17 protein-coding genes and 1 pseudogene are annotated in these 22,222 nt (G+C 45.1%); 10 read left to right on the top strand and 8 right to left on the bottom strand.

What is annotated here, in order from left to right:
* The 3 genes and pseudogenes from L5M71_RS18955 to L5M71_RS18965 all read right to left on the bottom strand — a co-directional run.
* A partial coding sequence (locus tag L5M71_RS18955; protein ID WP_263209139.1) for a transposase occupies nt 1-176 on the bottom strand: 176 nt, incomplete at its 3' end.
* Between the two features lie 43 nt (nt 177-219).
* Nucleotides 220-2,592 (bottom strand): hypothetical protein, encoded by a 2,373-nt coding sequence (locus L5M71_RS18960; RefSeq protein ID WP_263209011.1) that lies wholly within the window; start codon nt 2,590-2,592, stop codon nt 220-222.
* A 407-nt stretch (nt 2,593-2,999) separates the two neighbouring features.
* Nucleotides 3,000-3,140: pseudogene (locus L5M71_RS18965) on the bottom strand (transcription elongation factor GreB); the annotation flags it as partial.
* Between the two features lie 394 nt (nt 3,141-3,534).
* Between L5M71_RS18965 and ompR the strand changes: the two are divergent.
* The 3 genes from ompR to L5M71_RS18980 all read left to right on the top strand — a co-directional run bounded on the left by ompR (nt 3,535) and on the right by L5M71_RS18980 (nt 7,718).
* Entirely contained in the window at nt 3,535-4,260 is a 726-nt protein-coding gene (gene ompR, locus L5M71_RS18970; RefSeq protein WP_006079507.1) for a two-component system response regulator OmpR, read from the top strand.
* 42 nt (nt 4,261-4,302) lie between these two features.
* The gene (gene envZ / locus L5M71_RS18975) at nt 4,303-5,619 is read left to right on the top strand and encodes a two-component system sensor histidine kinase EnvZ (RefSeq protein WP_131525521.1); all 1,317 of its coding nucleotides are present in this window, start codon (nt 4,303-4,305) and stop codon (nt 5,617-5,619) included.
* A 128-nt stretch (nt 5,620-5,747) separates the two neighbouring features.
* The gene (locus L5M71_RS18980; RefSeq protein ID WP_263209015.1) at nt 5,748-7,718 is read left to right on the top strand and encodes a methyl-accepting chemotaxis protein; all 1,971 of its coding nucleotides are present in this window, start codon (nt 5,748-5,750) and stop codon (nt 7,716-7,718) included.
* A gap of 37 nt (nt 7,719-7,755) precedes the next feature.
* Here the strand turns inward: L5M71_RS18980 and L5M71_RS18985 are convergent, their stop codons facing one another.
* Nucleotides 7,756-9,048, bottom strand: a complete 1,293-nt coding sequence (locus L5M71_RS18985) for a DUF5666 domain-containing protein (protein WP_263209017.1) — start codon at nt 9,046-9,048, stop codon at nt 7,756-7,758.
* A gap of 86 nt (nt 9,049-9,134) precedes the next feature.
* Between L5M71_RS18985 and L5M71_RS18990 the strand changes: the two genes are divergently transcribed.
* The 3 genes from L5M71_RS18990 (at nt 9,135) to L5M71_RS19000 (ending at nt 11,584) form a co-directional block, all read left to right on the top strand.
* Nucleotides 9,135-9,803: a response regulator transcription factor gene (locus L5M71_RS18990; RefSeq protein WP_131525518.1), complete on the top strand. Its 669-nt coding sequence runs from the start codon at nt 9,135-9,137 to the stop codon at nt 9,801-9,803.
* On the top strand, nt 9,775-11,040 hold the full coding sequence (locus L5M71_RS18995; protein ID WP_263209019.1) for a sensor histidine kinase: 1,266 nt from the start codon (nt 9,775-9,777) through the stop codon (nt 11,038-11,040). Before L5M71_RS18990 ends, L5M71_RS18995 begins: the two co-directional genes overlap by 29 nt.
* A gap of 154 nt (nt 11,041-11,194) precedes the next feature.
* Nucleotides 11,195-11,584 (top strand): YgiW/YdeI family stress tolerance OB fold protein, encoded by a 390-nt coding sequence (locus tag L5M71_RS19000; RefSeq protein WP_263209021.1) that lies wholly within the window; start codon nt 11,195-11,197, stop codon nt 11,582-11,584.
* 71 nt (nt 11,585-11,655) lie between these two features.
* Here the strand turns inward: L5M71_RS19000 and L5M71_RS19005 are convergent, their stop codons facing one another.
* Nucleotides 11,656-12,129, bottom strand: coding sequence for a peroxiredoxin (locus L5M71_RS19005; protein WP_113940228.1), 474 nt, complete (start codon nt 12,127-12,129; stop codon nt 11,656-11,658).
* Nucleotides 12,130-12,209: 80 nt separating this feature from the next.
* Nucleotides 12,210-13,157, bottom strand: a complete 948-nt coding sequence (locus L5M71_RS19010) for a choice-of-anchor H family protein (protein WP_263209023.1) — start codon at nt 13,155-13,157, stop codon at nt 12,210-12,212.
* A gap of 367 nt (nt 13,158-13,524) precedes the next feature.
* On the opposite strand from L5M71_RS19010, the gene L5M71_RS19015 reads away from it, so the two are divergent.
* The 4 genes from L5M71_RS19015 (at nt 13,525) to L5M71_RS19030 (ending at nt 17,529) form a co-directional block, all read left to right on the top strand.
* Nucleotides 13,525-13,827, top strand: a complete 303-nt coding sequence (locus L5M71_RS19015; RefSeq protein WP_263209026.1) for a PepSY domain-containing protein — start codon at nt 13,525-13,527, stop codon at nt 13,825-13,827.
* Nucleotides 13,828-13,829: 2 nt separating this feature from the next.
* Entirely contained in the window at nt 13,830-14,525 is a 696-nt protein-coding gene (locus L5M71_RS19020; RefSeq protein ID WP_263209028.1) for a response regulator transcription factor, read from the top strand.
* A complete protein-coding gene (locus L5M71_RS19025; RefSeq protein ID WP_263209030.1) occupies nt 14,518-15,882 on the top strand; it encodes an ATP-binding protein in 1,365 nt (454 codons plus the stop codon). The genes L5M71_RS19020 and L5M71_RS19025 overlap by 8 nt, the downstream gene beginning before the upstream one ends.
* Before the next feature lie 144 nt (nt 15,883-16,026).
* Nucleotides 16,027-17,529: a DUF3300 domain-containing protein gene (locus tag L5M71_RS19030; protein ID WP_263209032.1), complete on the top strand. Its 1,503-nt coding sequence runs from the start codon at nt 16,027-16,029 to the stop codon at nt 17,527-17,529.
* A 78-nt stretch (nt 17,530-17,607) separates the two neighbouring features.
* On the opposite strand, the gene L5M71_RS19035 is transcribed toward L5M71_RS19030, so the two are convergent.
* A complete protein-coding gene (locus L5M71_RS19035; RefSeq protein WP_113940220.1) occupies nt 17,608-18,084 on the bottom strand; it encodes a cytoplasmic protein in 477 nt (158 codons plus the stop codon).
* Between the two features lie 97 nt (nt 18,085-18,181).
* Nucleotides 18,182-21,805 (bottom strand): EAL domain-containing protein, encoded by a 3,624-nt coding sequence (locus L5M71_RS19040; RefSeq protein ID WP_263209141.1) that lies wholly within the window; start codon nt 21,803-21,805, stop codon nt 18,182-18,184.
* Nucleotides 21,806-22,222 lie beyond the last annotated feature (417 nt).

The raw sequence follows: 22,222 nt of genomic DNA on the forward strand, positions 1-22,222 counted from the left end.
TTAGGAGCAAGCCCTTGGCGCTCAACCTGAAGCTGTGTTACCCACTTACTGACCGTTGATTTACCCACGTTCATGGCTTTCGCCGCCGCTTCTTGTGTGTAATCTTGATCTATGACTAATTGAGCGGTTTCGAGCTTAATTGCAGCACTATATCGTGCACGTTTACTTTTATTCATGTTGTCACCTAAATGGGTTATGAGTGGATCATAACATTTCTTATTAGGTGGCCAAATTCAGTGTGCCACTACAAAGGCATGCAAGGCGTTCCGGTGCTAGTTCAGGTAAATTAACCAGAATATCTGGAAGATTCTCCGAAACAAATTCTTGTAGCTCGTCAAAATCCCTCGCGAGAATTTTAAGCGAGTTCTCAGATAGGCTCGCGACCAATTGTGTGGCATGGGAGAGATTGTTAGGGCTAGCTATGATTGCTGGGACAAAACCATCCCATACGTTGGCTAGTCCTAAAAGAAGTCCTTCAATATTACAACCACTTGTGTAATAGGAATCTAAAAAGTCTTCGCAGCTCTCAAACTTCGACGAGAGATACAGGAAAAGCTTTTGTGTTTGGTCGGCGTAACGGCTACGTTCCGCCAAAAGACAATCAACAAGCTTGACGTTTAAGACATAGCTTTGCCTGAAATCCTCATCTCGCATAGCTGCAATAACTTCTTGCGGATTATCGAGTGGGAAACCTGGCTCTGGAGTGATGAATGCCCGTATCTGGATCAGAAATTTGTTGTCATTGGGTGACAAACGACCAGAGTGAAAGAGTGAGGTGTATTGATAGTAAGTATCGTCAATATGGCCTTCTAGGAGCAGAAAACGGGCAAGTTCTCCGTTTTCCCCAAGGGTTTCGAAATAATCCTGCACGCTGTTTTTGTTCAAACGTAACAGCTCATTTAACTTAGTTGTGCGTATCGTTGCAATCTTTGTTCTGAGCTCACTTACTTTACGCAAGTTCTTATGCTTATTATCAGCCAACTTACTTTCTATCTCCACTTTGCGCTGTTGATAAGATTTCTGAGGATCCACCTCACTTTGCAATTTGGAGATATTAATCTGAAATTGTTGATTATGGTTGTTGCGGTAGGTTAGATAAGTCGCCTCAATTAGTTGATCGAACGCATTGTGGCTGACCAACTGCTGAATCGAGGTCCATGTTTGCAGATCATGACTGATGTTGGTAACATTTGCTGGAACAATCTCAACTAGAGCCATGGCATAAATTTGCCGCAACTCTCTCAAATCAGAAGGCGTCTGTCGCTCGGCGATTTCAAGCCGCTCTTCAAGCCCCGTGATCTCGGCCCTATATGTCACTTCTGCAGACCTAATAAGTTCGTCTTTTAAGTTTAATACTTTAGCGAGATTACCCGCGCCGCGATGCAGTTGCTCAAAGTCACTTGGATAAACATTTTTATAGATAAGGATCGCAAGAAGTTTGTTAGCATCAAGCAGATTCTCCCCAGTAGTTTCCAAATTAGCTACATAAATAGCGAATTCATTAAAGATATTTCGAATCAACCTCAGGTCGTTCAGGTATCGTGATACCTCTCTCAGAAACTGCCGTTCAAGTCGTCCGTCGAGCTCAAGTCTCCTTCCCTGATCCAATACCATGTCGATCGAATTCGATGTGTTGATGATAGGTATGACGGGAATGATGAACTCAAAGAACTTGGTTCGTTCAGTGTTGACAAACATGTCGTCACGCAAGGCGTATAGGAATCTGATCGTGCGTTTCACACCTGCGTTTTCGTTTACAAGACTATTAATTTCACGCAGTGTGACGAAAATATCCGCATTATTAAATCGGTCTAAATCCTCAATAATGACAAGATCGTATTTGGTTGATTGGAAAAAGTAGACTATTTCGTCTAGATGGCGATTCAATATGGACGCCTGATCATCAGATGCTGGCTTAATCTCAACGTCTTTTAACGAGATACTTTTGAGTGACAAACCGAAACTTGCCACATAAAAGTGATGCAGTATCGCCCAAAGAAATGTTACCGCGAACAAGAATATCCCCAGATGGAACCAATTGCTGAGCTCGAACGGAATGAAAAATTTACCGCTGATGATATCTTCTCGCTGATGAAATACATACAAAAGTGCGAGAATTCCAAGCATGATGTAAAGAGATTTAAAAAGTGACCAAACACCAGGCGACTGGATTCTTTTGAACCGCGATAGAGGAAGTTTATTTGCGTCAGCACCGTACAATATTTGCTGCAAAATACTTCTCTCAATCTCTTGACGGCTTACCTTTCCTGTAACCGAATCAGCTTCAGGAACGAAAGAAGCTAAAGAGATATGAAGTGCATTTCTCCGATACTTTTTCAAGAAGGATTGGATTATGCTGCTCTTTCCAGAACCATAGGGGCCAGTTAAGGCAATATTGAAGACCTTAGCATTGTTCGTCGCAAATAAAATCGCTTTGGAATATACGCCACCTTTGTCGGCCTCATCAGTTGGCGCAAGGTCTACAAACTTCGATTGCATATCAGTGGAGCCGTTATTGCGTTCTAGCCAAGTCACAATTCGATTAAGACTTCTGACAAGCCAATCTGTTAGGGCGGTTTTTATTTTAATCATACGATGCTGAATTTACGTAACCCTCAAGAATCTAAAATACACTAAAGGCAATATCTATTTGAACAGCCGCTTTAATGGCACTTCTCCATTTAGGTCTATAGCGTTCATGAATTAGAGCTAATGAATCACCATCAACACTTTAGTTACTTTGTTGCATTACTAAAATTTGCGCAATTTTTAGATAGCTGAATGCGCCTCAAATCACGTTTGGAGAAAATGTATTTGAAGAATTTCTAATGAAAGAATGCCCTGCGCAAAGATAGGCGATCAGCTCAAGGTTGTCATGAACATTTTCAAGGCAACATTTGCCAAAAATAGTACATCATAAAGAGTATGGTACTATTTTTTTATTTAACCATTTCAAAGGCTAAAGTACATTAGTACAGTAAAAGAGCTACTAATCCCAAATCCGCGTTTTCACTACGGTCGCCCTGCGCCGCCGCTTCTTGGACTTTAAGGGTGATTTGCGGCCGATATTCTTTCCACAAATACTTCAATTCTTTATCTAAAGTTTGCCAACCCTGACGGGTGATCAAATGCGCTTTCATACTCTTTACTCAATCGTTGGATTAAACGACCACAATTGATGCGGGATAATATATTGGACTGATGATACTCAGACTGGACGCTAAAGTTAACTCACTAAATCATCTCTGTGCATAATGGCTTTTAAATCACCTCTTTTGCTGATGCCAATTTAGTTACAATTTCAGCTATAGCGTGAATAAACGCGAGTATTCCCATGCAATTTCATTTGCTTAGTATTAACATTGGGCAATCAATGTCAGCATTTATCGCATTCAAGTTACTAAGGTGAGCTAGTCGCCTTGGTTGAATGCGGCTATATTAGGCAGATTCGTTTTCAATTTCAGCCAGTTGGTTAATCTTAACTGTTTCTCGTCAGTAGAATAAGCACCAATCTGAGCAATTAAAGGACATCCCATGGGACAAGAAACCTCGAAAATCCTCGTCGTCGATGATGATATGCGCCTGCGAGCGTTACTCGAGCGTTACCTGATGGAGCAAGGTTATCAGGTGCGCAGCGCGGCCAATGCCGAGCAGATGGACCGCCTATTAGAACGTGAAAACTTCCATTTACTCGTGCTCGACTTGATGTTGCCCGGTGAAGATGGCCTGTCTATCTGTCGTAGGCTGCGCCAGCAAGGTAACCCCATTCCGATCGTGATGCTGACGGCCAAGGGCGATGAAGTCGACCGCATTATTGGTTTAGAGTTGGGCGCTGACGATTATCTGCCAAAACCTTTCAATCCACGGGAATTACTTGCGCGGATCAAAGCCGTGATGCGTCGCCAAACCCAAGATGTGCCCGGTGCGCCCGCTCAGCAGGAAGCACAGATTAGCTTCGGTGAGTTCTCGCTGGATTTAGCGACCCGTGAGATGTACCACGGCGACGAATCGATTGCGCTCACTAGCGGTGAGTTTGCCGTACTTAAAGTGCTCGTCACCCATCCACGCGAACCCTTGTCTCGGGATAAGTTGATGAACCTCGCCCGTGGCCGCGATTATTCGGCGCTAGAACGCTCCATCGACGTGCAAGTGTCACGTCTGCGCCGCTTAATCGAGAAAGATCCCGCGAATCCTCGCTACATTCAAACGGTGTGGGGATTAGGTTATGTGTTTGTGCCCGATGGCGCCGCGCGTCGATGAGCCGCGTTGCCATCTTAATCTACTGCGGTTATTGAGCCCACGATGAAACCTAAGTTTTGGTGGCGGTTTGTTCCTCGCAGCGCATTTAGTCAAACCGTGATGCTGATTGGTTGCCTATTACTGATCAATCAGCTGGTATCTTACGTCACGGTCGCCGTCTATGTACTTAAGCCAAGTTACCAACAAATCAATCAGTTAATCGCTCGCCAAGTCAAATTGCTGTTTGTCGATGGCATAGATATTGGCCGCGAACACTTAACCATAGTCGATGCCCTTAATGCCAAAGTCCACGACGATGGCATGAAAATCTACAATCAACAGCAAGCCCATGAAGCGGGGATTGAGCAAGCCACTTACTATGGTTTCTGGTCATCGCAGATGTCGGAATATCTTGGTGGCGATGCCGAAGTCCGCGTCACCCATGGCAGCGTATTACAGATTTGGATCCGTCCGCCACAGGCGCCCTCAATTTGGATAAAAGTGCCACTTATCGGCCAAAATGTTTCAGATCTTTCGCCACTCACCCTTTATTTAATGGTGATTGGCGCACTCAGTGTCGCTGGGGGATGGTGGTTTGCTCGCCAGCAAAACCGCCCACTTAGGCGACTACAAAAAGCTGCGATTTCAGTCTCCCGCGGTGAATTTCCCGATCCCTTGCCGCTAAAAGGTTCGAGTGAAATTGTCGAAGTTACCAATGCTTTCAACCAGATGGCACACAGCATGAAGCAACTGGAGCAGGATAGAGCGCTATTGATGGCGGGGATCTCCCACGACTTGCGCACACCGCTCACCCGTATTCGCCTCGCCTCTGAGATGATGGTTGAGGAAGATCAATATCTTAAAGATGGCATAGTCAATGATATCGAAGATATGGACGCCATCATCAGCCAATTTATTGCGTATATTCGCCAAGATCAGGAAACTAGCCGTGAGCTAGGCCAAATCAATAAACTTATTCAAGATGTCGCTCAAGCAGAGGCCAATCGCGCCGGCGAAATTGAAGTGGTGTTAACTGACTGCCCAGAAGCACAATTTCAAGCGATTGCCATTAAACGGGTACTGAGTAATTTAGTCGAAAATGCCTTTCGCTATGGTTCTGGCTGGATCCGCATTAGCTCACAGTTCGATGGCAAGCGTATCGGTTTTAGTGTTGAAGATAATGGACCAGGGATCGATGAGTCGCAAATTACCAAACTATTTCAACCTTTTACCCAAGGTGATATCGCCCGTGGTAGTGTTGGTTCGGGCCTAGGCCTCGCCATTATCAAACGGATTATCGACAGACACCAAGGGCAAATTACCCTCTCCAACCGCGCCGAAGGCGGTTTAAAAGCCCAAGTGTGGCTGCCGCTGGAATAACGCGAGATCACATATTTACAAATCAAATGACAACGCTGACATCCAAGTGAGCACTTGTCATATTAATGTCACCTTAAATTCATAAACTCAGCACAGTTACTGGCTCTGACCATTATGAAGATTGCAAAATGAAAATTTCAACGCTGTCGCTTTCTGCTTCTGCCCTGTTGTTATTGCTCGCGGGATTGCTAGCAGCCGTAGTGCTGTGGAGCAGTGATCAGCGGCAACAAATTGAGCAGCAAACACTTACATTACAAGCTATTCAGCAGGATTTTCTCGTCGGTGTACGCCGCGATCTCGATGGCTATTTAGCCAGTGGCAACGCTAGCCAACTTGAACAAGCGAAAACCAAACTCAGCGCCATTAAAAACCAGCTCACGCAGCTTAACCTCGCAGCCATGGGCGCTACCGACAATGACTTGCAAGCCAGCCTAAGTAGCTTCATTCAAGATTTAGATACCAAGTACCGCGCCGCGGGTAAACTCGCTGGCAACCCTAGGCAACTGCTCGCCCACGCCGAATCTGAAATGCTCGACTATAACCGTCGTCTGGGCAGTTATGCCGATAAAGGCTTAGCCACAAATGCAGTGGTCGCCGAACAATATCTGCAATTGAGCCGCGATTTACCTTCTATCGTCTACCAACTTTCCCAGCTGACCGATGGCTATCTGATCGGTAAAAATCAGCAGCTCAAGGGTATTTTAGACAGCACCAGCAAAGAGCTAAATACGTGGCACGACTCCCTCAGCGCACTGCCGTTAATCGGCGTATATGAACAGCAAGAAGCCGATGAATTTGCACTCGGTGCCAGCGAACCGGAACAAATTGAAATAGGCGAGAGTGACCGCAGTGAACTGCTGAGTCTCGCCAATCGATATAACAAAGAAGTCGCCAATACCCACCAATTACAGCAAACCAACCAAGAGATGCAAGATCAACTCATTCAAGCAATTAGCAATGTGGAACAACAGCTTATTGGCTTAGGTGAGGCTCAGGCAGCAAAGAACCAGCAGCTGAAATATGAGTTACAGCTAATCCTCTACACTATGGTTTCCATCATGGCCTTGTTTGCGATTGGTTATTTAATCCTGCAGCAAAATCGCGTCGTCAAACCGCTAAAACGTCTCAACCAAGCTTTTATGAAATTAAGCGAATCGAACAGCCGCGAGCGTTTAGATATTAATCGTCGCTGCGAGACGGGCCAAATCGCAGGTCATTTCAACCAGTTACTGCACAGGTTTGAACAGGAAGACGAGGCACAGCGCCAGCAAATCACTAAGGTTTCTCAATCATTAAGCCAACTGGTGGCGCGCATTACTCAGCTATCACAACACACAGAGCACACCCAAACGATTGTGGCCGATACGCAAACACAGACCGAGCATATCCGCAGCCTCGCCAATGAGGTGAGCCACACTTCGGCACTTGTGGAAGACAGCGCAGCCGAAACCATGCGCCAAATGCAGTCGAGTCAAGCACAAGCAGAGGCAGTATTGAGCGCAACCGAGCAAACACAAACCGCGGTCGGTCTGTGCCATTCGTCCCTTGAAAGCCTAAATAACTCAGTGACGGATGTATCGAAAATCATTGATGTGATTGGCAATATTGCCGAACAAACTAACTTACTCGCCCTTAATGCTGCCATCGAAGCTGCGCGGGCTGGCGAGCAAGGTCGCGGCTTTGCCGTGGTGGCCGATGAAGTACGTAATTTAAGCCAACGCACCCAAGTGTCTTTGAATGAGATCGTGAAAATTCTGCAACAACTGACCCAATCAAATCATGCCCTCAGTGAGAGTGTCGATGGCATAGCACAGGCCACCAGCAGCCAGAAACTGCGTGCTCAGAGTCTGTGGCAAGTGGCGCAAACGGTGCAAAACCAAGCAAGTGAAATGGCTAATACCGCCAAACAAGGCTCGCTCAATGCCAAAGAGCAAGTCGATTATCTCGATGAATTTGTTCGCACTATGGATAGTTTAAAAGAACAAGCGCAAACCAGTTCACTGCAGAGTGAGGTCATCGCCCAAGAAGTACAGCAGAGTGTAGAAGATATTGAAACCAGCTTGGGGATTGGGCAAAGCCAAATAAACCGTGCGGCCTAAAACCGCACGTTTATTCACTTAATTTCTCTATTTGTGTTTAATCGTCGATTCGACAATTGTGGATATTAGAGCCATCGAACTGACATTCGACATCAACCCATTTGCCTTCAAATGGCGTTAATGAAGCATCAGTCGCTTGATAGCCCCACAAGGTCTTTTGCATCACTAAACCCGACAAATCAAGCTCATTGCTTCGCACTTCAAGGTCAACTTCTTTCACTAACCACTGGTTGTCTGCGAGTTCAACTCCTTCTATTTGAATCCATTTTTGGTCAAGTGTCGCTAAAGTTAAACCGTCATCGAATTGAGTTCTGGCATCAATATCAAATGTAAATCCATTAATTTGTAGCTGATTATTGGTAGTCAGTGTCGCCAGACCTTCTAGCTCGAACTTTTTACCTAAGGTTGGAGGTATTCCACCATTATCATGTGATGTTTCAAATTCAACTTCTCTGGCCCATAAACCCTGCGGCATAGATTGAATATCTACATCGACTAGCTTGCCTTCAACCAAGTTAGCTTGCTTGCCATCTTCAAATTGAGTATTTGTAGTGACATAGAGTCGAGTACGGGCATTAAGCTCAAACTGCGTTTTATCTTGGTTGACCCAAGTAATAGTCCCTTCTAGCTCCATATCATTAAAAGACGCCGTATCTTCCACCTCGACTTCAGAGGCCAAAAATGAAGCACCACTTTGCTGGCCTTCCACTTCAACCCATGCGCCTTCCTGTAAGCTGCCTTCTAAACGTGCGGTGGCATAATTAATCACTGCCGAACCGATATTGAATTGTTGCGCAGCCTTGTTTAATCCAGAGACACGTCCCTCGATTTCAGCAAACGCAAAATTGGGGATAAGGTTTATAGAATTAACCTGCCATTCTCCCATTACCGTTGGATAACCATTTACCGCCACCCAATCGCCTACTTTATACTGAGTCGCGTCCGCTGGTTTAACGACTAAATTAATCCCATTAACGGCAATAGTATTTTGATTAACGGAACTGATTTCACCCACTAGGCTTGGATCTAATATGACATTTTTAGCCTGTTGGCCTTCATTATCAATTTTGACCCTCATCCCCATTTGAATGGCATTTACCTCTAACGGCTGTTGACCATAGTGAATCTTAGCATTAGCAATATTGACATTATATCCGTTGACCGTAATCGAATTATTGTCAGAAGCAATATTTGTTACTGTGCCGTTAATTTTTGCGGGTAACGTAGGTTGTGGAACGATAGGATCGGGTTTAGAGGTATCTGTTGATGAATCATTACCACCGCAACCTGCCAGCAAAATGGCCGTAATACAGACTAAGAGTTTATTCATTTTCTTCCCTATTATGTCTTGTTAAATCAGTGCTGGGCATCTTAGTATGAAGATCGTCAAGCAAATGTGAAGAAATGAATTAACCGATGAAAGTATTAATTGTTGATGATAATCATGATGTTATTGAGACAATCATGGATTATTTAACCCTAGAGGGTATTATTGCCGACTGTGCATATCACGGGGAAAGTGCAATCAATTTAATTCAACAAAACCATTACGATGTCATCATAATGGATATTATGATGCCTAAATTAGACGGTATTAATACGGTCAAAAAACTGCGTGAAGAAATTTATTGTAATACACCGATTATATTTTTAACCGCCAAAGATAGTCTGCAGGATAAAATTGATTCTTTTACATCAGGTGGGGATGATTTTTTAAATAAACCTTTCGCGATGGAAGAATTATGCTTACGACTACATTCACTGCATAATCGTGGCCCACGTTTAGATGTGGGTATTTTGCGCTTCAGTGATATCAGTTTAAATTTGCAAACCCATCAAGTTACCCGTGCTGGTAAAGAAATTAAGCTCAGTAAAATTCAGCGCACCATTCTTTCACTGTTACTAAAACATGCGCCCGCTATCGTGAGTAAAGAGCAATTGGTAGATACAGTATGGGGAGATGATGCACCTTCGAGTGATTCACTTCGCAGCCACATATACAGCTTACGCAGTGCACTCGATAAAGGTTTTTCAGACTCAAAATTAGAGACTATCCATGGCCAAGGTTACCGACTTATCCCCTGAGCATTTTCCGAGTTTATATAAAAAAATCCGCCTCACTTTTTTAGTATTAACTAGCTTGATGTTTGCCATTTTTTGGAGCCTCATTTATATCGCCGAAGAACAAATTGAGAAGATTAGCCTCGAGCAAACGCTGGCCACAGAGACTCGCGAATATCTAAAGAATTATCAAAGGTTTGGTGATAAAGCACAGCTCCCCGATATCAATGAATTGAAAACATATTGGAGCAAAGAGTTTGTACCAGCTTGGCTGCAACCTTATCAAAATACCGGATTTTACGAACATCAACTGGGTGACGAAGATAAACACTTTTTGATATCCGCTCATCCTTCTGGGCAAGGGCTGTTGTATGTGGTTTATAAGGATGACGCGGACGATTTCCTTGATAGCTATGAAGATAGAATGCACATTTTGATCTCTATTATGGGGATCGGTTTGCTCCTGTTTATCATGGCATATGGATTGTATTTTGTACGTCTGCTATCCAGTCCACTTGCTGAGATTGAAAATAAAATCAATCAACTATCACCAAAAAGACCGACATCAACACCGAGTACTTCATACCGTGAAACCCGCCAGATTGAGCAAACCCTATTAAGCAACAAAGCTAAAATTGCCGCCTACTTCACTCGGGAACAAGAATTTAGCCGTTTTGCCTCCCATGAACTACGCACGCCCATTATGGTGATCCAAGGTTCGGTCGAATTGCTCAAAAAAATCCCCAATGCGACAACCGAGGCTCAACAGTTAATGGTCAAAAAAGCCATTACACGTATTGATTACGCAGGGCATCAAATGAAAACGCTCACCGAGGCCTTTTTACTTCTCGGAAAAGAAGACATTGAATCCCAGCACTACAGCCAAATTGATTTAGCACCACGCCTTGAACACATTTTAGCTGAAATGGCGCAGCACTTTGCCAAGCAAGAAATCACCTACAGCTTAACGCTTAAAGATTGCTTGAGCATCAAGGCGCCACTGAGCTTTATTGACATAGTGATAGGTAATTTAATTAAAAATGCTTTCAATTACAGTGCCGGAAACATTGAAATTACGATGCAAAGCAACCAATTATGGATACTGAATCCACTAAGCACTCAAAGTACTGATACTTCAGGCTATGGCTGCGGATTAATTATTATTGAACGTATTTGCGAGCGAATGGGCTGGGCATTTTCAACCCAAAACGATGGTGCTAGCTATCAGGCTTATGTTCAGTTTATAGATAATACCCATTAACTGAAGTTAGCTTGAATAAATAACCTCGTTTTAGCAAATTCTGAGTTGCAAACCCAATCTTCACAACCGCTTCACGCTTGTCTTGGCACTATGCTCGCAACACTGTAATAGCCATTGAGGCTGAGTTACATAAAACCATAGAAAGGACAAACAGATGAATAAAATGACTCTTACCGTTTTCGCAATGGCACTTTCATTCACGACTATGGCCAGCCAAGCAGGCTTTCAACCTACAACGGGTGAACCTCAAATACAGGGTGGCTTCCAAGGGCCGAGCGCAAGACAAGTGATTCATGATGTGGTGAGCGCGCTCAATGCCAGTGATGACGCCCAAATTGAGTTAACGGGCCATATCATTTCTTCCATTGGACATGATGATTATATTTTCCGTGACGCTACGGGTGATATTAAGGTCGAAATTGATGATGATTTATGGCGCGGCAACACAGTAACACCTGAGACTCAGGTCATTATTCGTGGTGAAGTGGATAAAGATTGGTCTGAAGTGACCATAGATGCAGACAACATTCAAATCATACAATAAATTGATTTTGTTAAAGCCAGCCAATGAATGGCTGGCTTTGGTCACATCCAAACTTCATGTCTTAAATACGCTTAGATAGCAGCCAAAACAACTTCAGCTTTACTGGCTTCAAAAGCCTTTGGCTCTTCTACATTCAGTAGAGTCACTACACCATTATCGATGATCATGGCATAACGTTGTGAACGCACGCCACCAAAACCGGCAGTATCCATCTCTAAACCTAAGGCTTTAGTAAAGCTGGCATCGCCATCGGCTAACATCATTAATTCAGAGGCATTTTGTGCTTCGCCCCACGCTTTCATCACAAAGGCATCGTTCACAGCAACACAGGCAATCAAATCCACGCCTTTCGCTTTAAATTGATCGGCTAATACCACATAGCCAGGTAAATGCGCTTCAGAACACGTTGGAGTAAAAGCACCTGGCACTGCAAACAATACGACTTTTTTACCCGCGAACAATTCGGTAACTTGGTGATTCACCATGCCATCTTTAGTCAGTTGACCTAATGTGGCAGCAGGTAATGTTTGACCTTGAGCAATCATGTCTTTCTCCATTTAGTTAAAATAACTCATCCATACTAGCCCTATTTACCGCAGATAAACACCGAGAGAAATAAGGGCGATTAGGCTCGAGTTCGATTCAACCGCAGCCCCGCACACAAACTAAGACATAACAAACCTAATACTGAGAAGGCGCCGCCACTTTCCTCAACAACGATAATGTCGGGCTCTCTGTCTCGATCGCTACTCTCCAATGGCAGCGCATACAAACTATCGGTCTCATCGGCGCTAATGGTCGCAACAATATCGCTGTAACCCACTTCATACACATCAATCAACACATCATAGTGATCCGTCGCATAACCCGTGTAGAGCGTGGTCAACACTTCGTAATCGTCCTGTGTCGAATCGCCGTAAATGGTAAATACGTCTGTGGTGTAGTAATGCACCCAAGGGCCACCATCACGACTGAGATAAAGCTCGGCAAATAAATCAGCTCTTTCATTAAGATATGCACCATTGACATCAACGTCGAAGGTCACGCTAAACGTTTGATAAAAACCATCGTAGTCAAAGTCTTCAAACAAACGACTGCTGGCATCAAAAATCGAAAAGCTGTGATACACAGGTGCGCGGTAGGGATCTTCACTGGTCGCGCTCGAACTCGGAATCCCTTGGCTCGCATGTTTCGCAGTTACTTGCTCACGCGTCATAGGCGAGGCGCCCATAAGTTGCACTCGGTTTGTCGTCGGCGCTTTGGATGATAAGGCTGCTGGCGCCAAGGATTTCACGGCCGCAGCGGCGACTTCAGTGACATTTTTTGCGGGCGCGGCATGTTGTAACAAAGCTAAAGCTTGTTGTTCCTGCTCAGCAGCTTGCTCGCTATTTTCTGCTTTTTTGGCAATACCAACGCTGGCTGCAGTAAATGGCGTTAAGCTTTGCGATGACTCCAGTTCGCGGGGCTGAGCGCTAGCGACAGATGACGCTAAAAACAGCGCAGCAATAGCCGTTGCCATAAACAGCTTAATATTAACTTTGGCTGCCATATCTTGCTTATTGAGTATGTTCATCTTGAATATCCTATGGATAACCCGTTCAAATTGGAGCTATTAAAGTGCAATGAAGGTGAACATAAGCTGAACATCAACGCCCACTGTTCTCAGCCAGAAGATACGTTCAGCCCGAGTTCATCTGGAATGGGTAACACTCACAAAACTTAAACGATACAAGCGCGAGCATAGAGATAGACTCGCCAACAGAACTTCAGTTCTGTCACGAATAACAAAATAACTGCCAGAGTTAATTTTGAAGGAATTGTGCCAACCAATTGGCTGATCTCTATGTGTTTGTTAAGGTGATGAGGTATTCTTAGTCGACTCGATAAGTTATCCATCTCACTCATTAACTTAAGATCGCTGAACATTGCGGGTACCCGATATGAAACTTGGTTTGACCTTGGCCCTAATCACTTGCTTATCAGCCTCCTTTGGTTGCATAGCAAGTAATGATAGACATGATGATCGCAATCAGCCTCGTAACCAAGGTGCGAAGAATGAGCAGCGCCGTCTAGCGGTCAATAGCCCTGATCAAGCGGTGGCAATGGCGCAACGACAATTTCAAGGCAAAGTATTGAGCGTACAATCCAGCGGATCGGGATATCGTATTAAAATCCTCAATAATGATGGCCAAGTATTTTCTGTTTCAGTAGATGCCGCAACGGGCCGAGTCTCGAGGAACTAACGATGCGATTGTTACTAGTTGAAGATGATATAGAACTACAGACTAACTTAAAGCAACATCTCCTCGATGCCCATTACAGTATCGATGTGGCGAGTGATGGTGAAGAAGGCTTATTTCAAGCGCTCGAATACAACTATGATGCAGCAATTATCGATGTAGGTTTACCTAAACTCGATGGTATCGCCTTGATCCGTAGCGTGCGTGAACAAAAACGCGACTTTCCTATCCTGATTTTAACCGCAAGGGACAGTTGGCAAGATAAGGTTGAAGGACTCGATGCCGGTGCCGACGACTATCTGACGAAACCTTTCCATCCCCAAGAACTCATCGCACGACTAAAAGCCCTGATCCGTCGCTCCGCCGGTAAGGCCAGCCCCCTGATCTACAACGGCCCCTTTAGCCTTAACACCAGCAGTCTAGAAGTACATAAAGGCGAAGAACTGGTTAATCTCAGTGGTTCTGAATACAAGTTATTCGAATTTTTTATGTTGCATCAAGGCGAAGTCAAATCAAAAACTGTACTCACAGAGCATATTTACGATCAGGATTTTGATTTAGATTCTAACGTTATCGAAGTCTTTATCCGCCGGTTACGCAAAAAACTCGACCCAGATAATCAATACAACTTAATTGAAACTCTGCGCGGCCAAGGTTATCGCCTAAAAGCGTTAACGTCCGGGCAAGCAGCCGATGAGTAAACGCGCCATGGCGTGGCAAGTGTTGAACTCCCTAAAAGCACGCTTAGTTGCCAGCGCGCTATTATTTATCTTAGTGTTATTACCCTTGATCGGCGTTGCCTTAAACGATGCCTTTACTGAACAAGTTAAAAGCGCAACCAAGAATGAACTCAGTGCCTATGTCTATTCGATACTCGCGGTGACTGAAGTCGAGAATAAACAAATCTCTATCCCAGAATTAGTACTCGAAAATCGTTTTAACCTCATTCAATCAGGGCTGTATGCCATTGCGACCACTGAAGATGCCAGCGGCAAAAAAACGATCGTGTGGCATTCGCAATCTTTTATGGGGATTACGCCACCGCCACATTTTACCATCCCAGCCACGGGTCAAAGCGCATTTGAGCAAATTGAGCTCGCCGATCAACTCCATTTGATTTATAGCTTTAGTGTCAGTTTTGCCAGCCAAAATCAAAACGTGCCAGTGACAATCCACATCATTAAAGATGAGCGAGAATTTCAGCAGCAAATTGATCAGTTTAATCAACAGCTTTGGACTTGGCTGCTGATCTTAATGTTAGTCATGTTAGTGTTTCAATTGAGTTGGTTACTGTGGACGTTGCGGCCTTTAGCACGCTTTACCCAAGAGCTACATTCCGTCGAGCAAGGTAAGTCGATGCAGCTAAGTAGCCAGTACCCCACTGAATTACAAGCGGTTGCTCGGCAGCTTAATATTTTGCTCAATACCGAACAAACCCAACGAAAACGCTATCGTAATGCCTTGGCCGACCTAGCCCATAGCCTCAAAACACCACTGGCGGTGATCAAGAGTCAGGCCGACTTAAGCGAATCCTCCAGTGAGCAAGTATCAGTGATCAGCAGGATCATTGGCCACCAGCTAAAACGCGCCCAAACCGCAGCGGCGGCCTCGTGGCATTTAGGTATTCGTGTCGATGAAGTCGCCGCTAAGTTATTACGCACATTAGCTAAAATTTATCGAGAGCCACAAATCAATCTCAGCGGCGAGATGGTAGAACACGCAGTATTCAAGGGGGATGAAGCAGATCTGACTGAAATTCTAGGCAATTTACTCGACAACGCCTGTAAAGCCGCGAAGTCTACGGTGACATTAACGGTCACAGGCGATGCCTATCAACTGCTAATCTGTATCGAAGATGATGGCCCAGGGATCAGTGAAGCCCTGCAAAATCAAATCTTTGAACGTGGTATTCGCGCAGACTCCTACCTTCAAGGTAATGGTATTGGGCTTGCTATCGTGCGCGATTTAGTCGACAGCTATAACGGCAGAATTTCTATCTCTCGCTCAGAAACCTTAGGTGGTGCCAAATTTAGCATCAGCTTTGCACACTCAGTTTAAGTCTTTATTTTCAATGTGATAGATTTATTACTTCTCTTAAAACTTGGCTATAAATATTTAACCGCAAAACACTTTCAGCTTATGTTCATATTCACACGCCTAATATGCCCATAACATCCTCGAACAGGATTATTGGAGCAAACCATGAACAGACTACATCGATGGAATTGGCTAGTGTTAACGGCGGCATTAGTGGCCTTGCCTTTCACTACCACAGCACAGGCTGCAGGCATATCTGCGAGCCAAGGATCGAGCACAGCGGCAAGCCAAGCCGAACTCGAACAAATGCTGGCGCCTATTGCCCTGTATCCCGATAGCTTATTGACCCACATACTTATTGCCTCAACTTATCCACTCGAAATAGTGCAGGCACAGCGTTGGTTAACCCAGCGCCCCAAATCATCGATCGACCAAATTATGTCGCAAGCCGAAGATCAGGACTGGGACCCGAGCGTCAAAGCCTTGCTGGCCTTCCCGACGCTGCTGCAAAAAATGAGTGAAGATCTCGAATGGACTCAAAGACTCGGTGAAGCCTTCTTAGAAGATGAAGGCCAAGTGATGAACAGCATTCAGTCCCTAAGACAACAGGCTGATAAAGCGAATAGCTTAGCAGACATGGATAACATGGCAATTACACGCGCCAACAATCAGATCATCATAGAACCCGCTAAGCGAGAAATCGTCTACGTCCCCTATTACGATCCACGCGTGGTTTACGGCACATGGCGTTGGGGTGTGGCTTATCCTCCTGTATATTGGGAATTTGGCGGCTATGCTGGCTATCCCTATCGTCCGAGTCATAACCATTTCTACTGGTCACCGGGCATCCATATTTCCTTTAACTACTTCTTCAGTTCGTTCCACTGGCACAACCATAAAGTGGTGGTGATCGACTATCGCCATTCACACCGATATCGCCCACGGGAAAGATACAGTGTTAGCCATGGCGCACAACCTTGGAAACATAAACCCGAACATAGACGCGGTGTGAGTTATCACAATCCAGTGGTGAAACAACGCTATTACCATGATGATAAATATCGCGGCAGAGATTCACACTCAAGCGGCAGTAAACAGCACTTCAATAGCCAATATTCGAAGTCTAAAGAACGCCAAGATACCCATAGTAATCTGGGTAATATGAGTAATCAGGGCAATAAAAGTCGTGATAATAAAGACTATCACAACGTCAGCCGTGAACGTGATAACCGCACGCCGAGTTATCAGAAAACACAAGCCGAGTTAAAGGAGCGTCGCGCAGCGACTATGGTACAAACACCAACCCACAAGGAGCGTAATGACATGCAATCAAGACCCGTGCAGTCAAAACCAATGTCATCAAAGGAGCCTCAGCAAAGGCAATACCAAACTCGGGAGTCACAGCCGCGTAATATCGATCAACAAAGGGCACAGTCACAAAGGCAAGAAAAACCAAGAACTATGACCCCAAGAGTTGAAACGCCACGACCTGAAACAAGACGTACAGAGCCACAACGGATTGAACAACCAAGACAAGCGGCGCCTAGACAACACGAAGAAGTGAGAGTGAGACAAAGTGAGCCACGCCAAAATGCGCAAACCGCTCGCTCGGTAGAACATAACCAAGGTCGATCAACTCAAAGCCAAGAACGCCGTCATAGGGAATGATCCCGCTATGGCCGCAGTAAAACAAAGAGCGCAGTTATCTGCGCTCTTTGTTTTTTAAGTCACTTATTTTTAAATCGCTTAGAACTTCAAGGTCAAGGACTGACCTTCTCCCATTCCCTGCCACTCAACACTCAAATCCATAATCTCATTGAGAATATGATCAAAATCTGTTTGGTTAACAGTAGGAACGGCTAAGTCTCGACTGCTGCAGGCTTGCTCTAACAGATAAATAAAGCCGTCATAGGTTGGCGTTTCACCCGACCACAGTAGCGACTGCAGGGTCTCAACTATGGATTCGGTTTGCCACACCTCCGTTTTATCAGCGATGGCGCGGGAGGTTTCATTATGCTCTAAGGTAAAGCTGATATCGGCGCCAGCTCTGATCTGCGAGAAGAAAGCGCCTTGAATATGCAGGCGTTTTTCAACCACATAGTGGATCATATCGTGAGGTGCTATACCTTGTTCTGGCATTTGGGTTTGGGTCGCACTACCGTCCATGCGCACACAGCGCAACTGGCCATAACGCTGAGTACCTTTAGTGAAGATGACTTGCATAAAACCATCCTTAGTATTTTGATTAACGCATGCATAATGCGAACTCAAGTATAGTCCAACTCTGCGCCAGCATTAGAAAAACAACAACACTCTGCCGTTATAAATTACGCTGGATAAAGCGGAAACACTCTTCTGCCGCTAAGGGTTTACTAAAGTAAAACCCTTGCACTAAGTCGCACCCCATGCTCGACAATAATACCAATTGCGCCTCGTTTTCAACCCCTTCAGCGACCACAGTTAACCCCAATTCATGGGACATAGAAATAGTTGCAGCGCTAATGGCTGCATCGTTTGAGTCGGTCTCAATATCCTTCACAAAGGATCGGTCGAGCTTTAACCTGTCTAAGGGCAAGAGTTTCAAATAGGATAAAGAGGAATATCCTGTACCAAAATCATCGATAGCGAGCTCGATACCATGTTGGCGCAATTCCGCTAATAGGCGCGCATTCTGCCCAGGATATTGCATCGCCACACTCTCGGTAATCTCCAGCTCCAGTGCGCCTTTGCCCAACTTATGCTTCACCAGCACATTGGTAATATCGGCGACTATCGTATCCTTACGGAGTTGATGCGCTGACAGATTCACTGCCATTCGCAACTCAGTGGCACCCGCAGCGCGCCAGACAGCAAGCTGCGCCATCGCCGTTTCTAACACCCATTGGCCAATTGGGATGATCATGTCGATCTCTTCGGCAATGGGAATAAAGCGGTCAGGCGCTATCATGCCAAATTCGGGATGCTGCCAGCGCACAAGCGCTTCGACACTGACCACTTGCCCGCTTCTAATATCAATTTGTGGTTGATAATGCAGTCGTAATTCGTCGTTTGCTAACACTTGCCTCAGGCCAGTTTCAATATGCTGGCGCTCAGTGATCAAAGTGTTCATCGCCGCAGTAAAGAATTGATAGTTATTGCGTCCCGCCGATTTGGCGCGGTACATGGCCATATCGGCGTTTTTCATTAGGGCTTCAACACTGTCACCATCGGTCGGGAATAAACTGATGCCTATACTTGGCGATGAATGTAATGCTTGATTATTAATGATATAGGTTTGACTCAAACCACTGCGCAGCGCCTCGGCTAAACTGGCCACCTTATCATGGTTCGTATTAGATAATGCGACCACAAACTCATCGCCACCCAGACGCGCCACAGTGTCAGTATCACCAACAATGTTTTTCAAACGACGCGCGACCTCTAACAAGAGTTGATCGCCCACATGATGCCCCAAGGTGTCGTTGATATTTTTAAAATGGTCCATGTCGATAAACATCACCGCAATTTGGCTGTCGGATGCCAGCGCCTCCCTGAATACCACTTCGAGGCGCGACTGCAAGCTGAGTCGATTAGGCAGTAGCGTCAAAGAATCATGGTGGGCGAGGAAATGAATGCGTTCCTCACTGACTTTACGCTCGCTGATATCGGTAAAGCTGCCGATGTAATGGCTCACAGCACCTGCGTCATCGCGCACCACAGACATCATCAACCATTTAGGGAAATCGTAACCATGCTTATGCCTGTCCCAAACTTCACCTTGCCAGAAACCTGTTTGTTCTAGGGCAGCACGCACTTGAGGGTCAATACCTTTGTCGGTACGTTCTGCCTCTAAAAAGCGGCAGTTTTTACCAATGATTTCTTCTCGGGAATAACCGGTGATCTGAGAAAACGCACTATTCACATCCACAATAATGTCGTTGGCATCCATGATAGTGATGCCTTCACCACTCTGCTGGAACACCTGCGCCAATAGATTTACCCGCGCAACGGTGCGCTCCTGCTCGGTAATATCTTCAACGATAAAGAGAATAAGCTGCTCACCATCGGCGCCTGTGACTAACGCACCATTAAGGCGCACTGCCACTAACTGGCCATTCTTATGCACATAATGCTTCTGATAGGGGCCATAACGACGGGTTTGCTTTAGGCGTTCTAATTGCTCAGTTTCACTTAATTGATAACGCTTTGGCGTGAGATCCCAAGGGTCAAGCTGATTTAACTCATCGAGTGAGTAACCCGTCATGGCTTCGAATGCGGGATTAATCGCCACAAACTGACCATCATCTAAACGTTTAAGCACATGCCCTACAGGCGCCTTATCAAACAAATTACGATATCTTTGCTCGCTTTGTACCAAGGTAGCCTGAAAAGCCTGACGACGGGCAATTTCCTTCGACAAGGCCATGGTTTTTTCAGTCACTTTCTCGGCAATACGTTGGCGCTCGCCGGAGGAAACCAGCGTCATACCGCCCACAACGGCACAAGTGATAAAGGCGAGGAGCAACATAAGTAACGATAAGCTAAAAGTATCGCCCATCAGCACTGCATAGGATTGATAAATCACTATGTGCCAATGCCGATCTGCAAGCAGCAGGTTTGCTTGAAAATACTGGCCGGTTTTATCGCTAAATAGCTTGCTGCTAAATGCGGGAAATGACTTCTGGGTATTGCTGTAAAGCAATGCACCGCCCGCACTCATGTCGGAGAGTTTCCACTGCAATCCCTTTACGCTCTCAACATCATTAATAATGCTTTGCAAATCAATCACAGCTGAACAAAATCCTGAGATTTTACCCAGCCGATCGAACGAGGGCGCTAGAAGCAAGGTGCCACCTGGGCCATTGGGATCTTGTGCTAATTGGATCTTCGCCGTCATCACAGGCGCTAAGGTCGCGCGCACTTTAGCAATGGCAGCGGCTCGTATTGGTTCACTATTGAGATCTAATCCCAATGCCGCTTCATTACCTATGAGTGGCTGAATATACATCACAGGGACTAGCCAACCATCAGTATTCGCCTGCCAGCCTTCGGGACGAGTCACTTTGTAGGAACCACCAACCACAGAACGAATGGATGCCTCAAAACTTTGCTGATCGGCTGCCGCCACAAGTGGTGACCAAGACCAAGCTCTAAAGCCATCCTTCATCAACATATTGCGTTTGCCAAACTGTACAAACTCATCCTCAGAAACCTGCTCGCTATTATCGAACAAGCTTGCTAAGGCAACAATTTGTTGGAGGTTAGCATCTTGAAAACTTTCAATATTGCTAATAATCGCATTAGATTGAATCTGAAACTTATCCTGCAACTGTTGGCGCTGATTCATATCCGAGTAGTAATAAATCCCCACGCAGAATAAAAAGCCCACCAGCAGGGGAACACCCGTCTGAATGCGGCGAGCACGCCAGATAGCTCGCTTATCAAATAACAACATAGTCAAAGGAATAAAGATCACGGCGCCGAGCAAATCTCCTATCCACCAATTCACTAAACTTCCCAGTAAATCGGATGGCGGAATCGTACCGTTGATCACTAAGGCACTGTTGCCAAAAACGGTCGCCACAATACAAGTAAAGGCTAAGCTCAAGCAGGATTTAATGACGGTATTGGGATTATCTAAGGTGAATAAATGATCGACCCGTCCCAGAATATGGGCAGAAAGCACAGCCTGTATGCAAGACCCAATCGAGATAGCAAAGGGTAACCAGCCCCAATGGATATGCCCGCCAATATTGATGTTGATCAGTAGCGAACCAATAAATACCCCCACCCAAGGGACATATTCTTTCCACAGGATACAGGCAGCAATGGCAATCCCTGCGGCAGGCCAAATGGCAGCTGAATATCCTGGTGGCAACGCAATCATCAAGCCTAGTTTACCTACAATTATGTAAGCTAAGGCGATGAAAATGTTTACCTTAAGGTATGGGGTAATTGACTTTATGTGTAATCCTTTAAACTGCCATAGTTACAATATTCAGAATCATAATGCCCTACTCGTTAACTCAATCTCAAGTAGATATCTGGGCAGTAATAAAATCACAGTCTAATAATCGTTTTACCTAATGTAAATAGCGTAAATGACTGACACGACCATTGTTTTAACTTGATGTTTTTATTTGAGATGCCCATCTAAATTCCGCTTAGTCAAACTTTACTCGCATTAAAAATAAGCATGTAAACATGTGCGCATGAGTCAGAGAAAACAGCAGCGCTATTCGGCACGCCTAAAAAGTAAATGTTGGCTAACACCCGCAAGTTTATCGAGGTATTCATCCACCCCATGACTTAGCCAATACATCAACTTTAGCCAAAACAAATAAATGAAGCGCCTCACACATTTTTATTTTATGAGAACCAA

The organism is Shewanella sp. SW1, from assembly GCF_025653545.1.
Lineage (GTDB): Bacteria > Pseudomonadota > Gammaproteobacteria > Enterobacterales > Shewanellaceae > Shewanella > Shewanella oncorhynchi.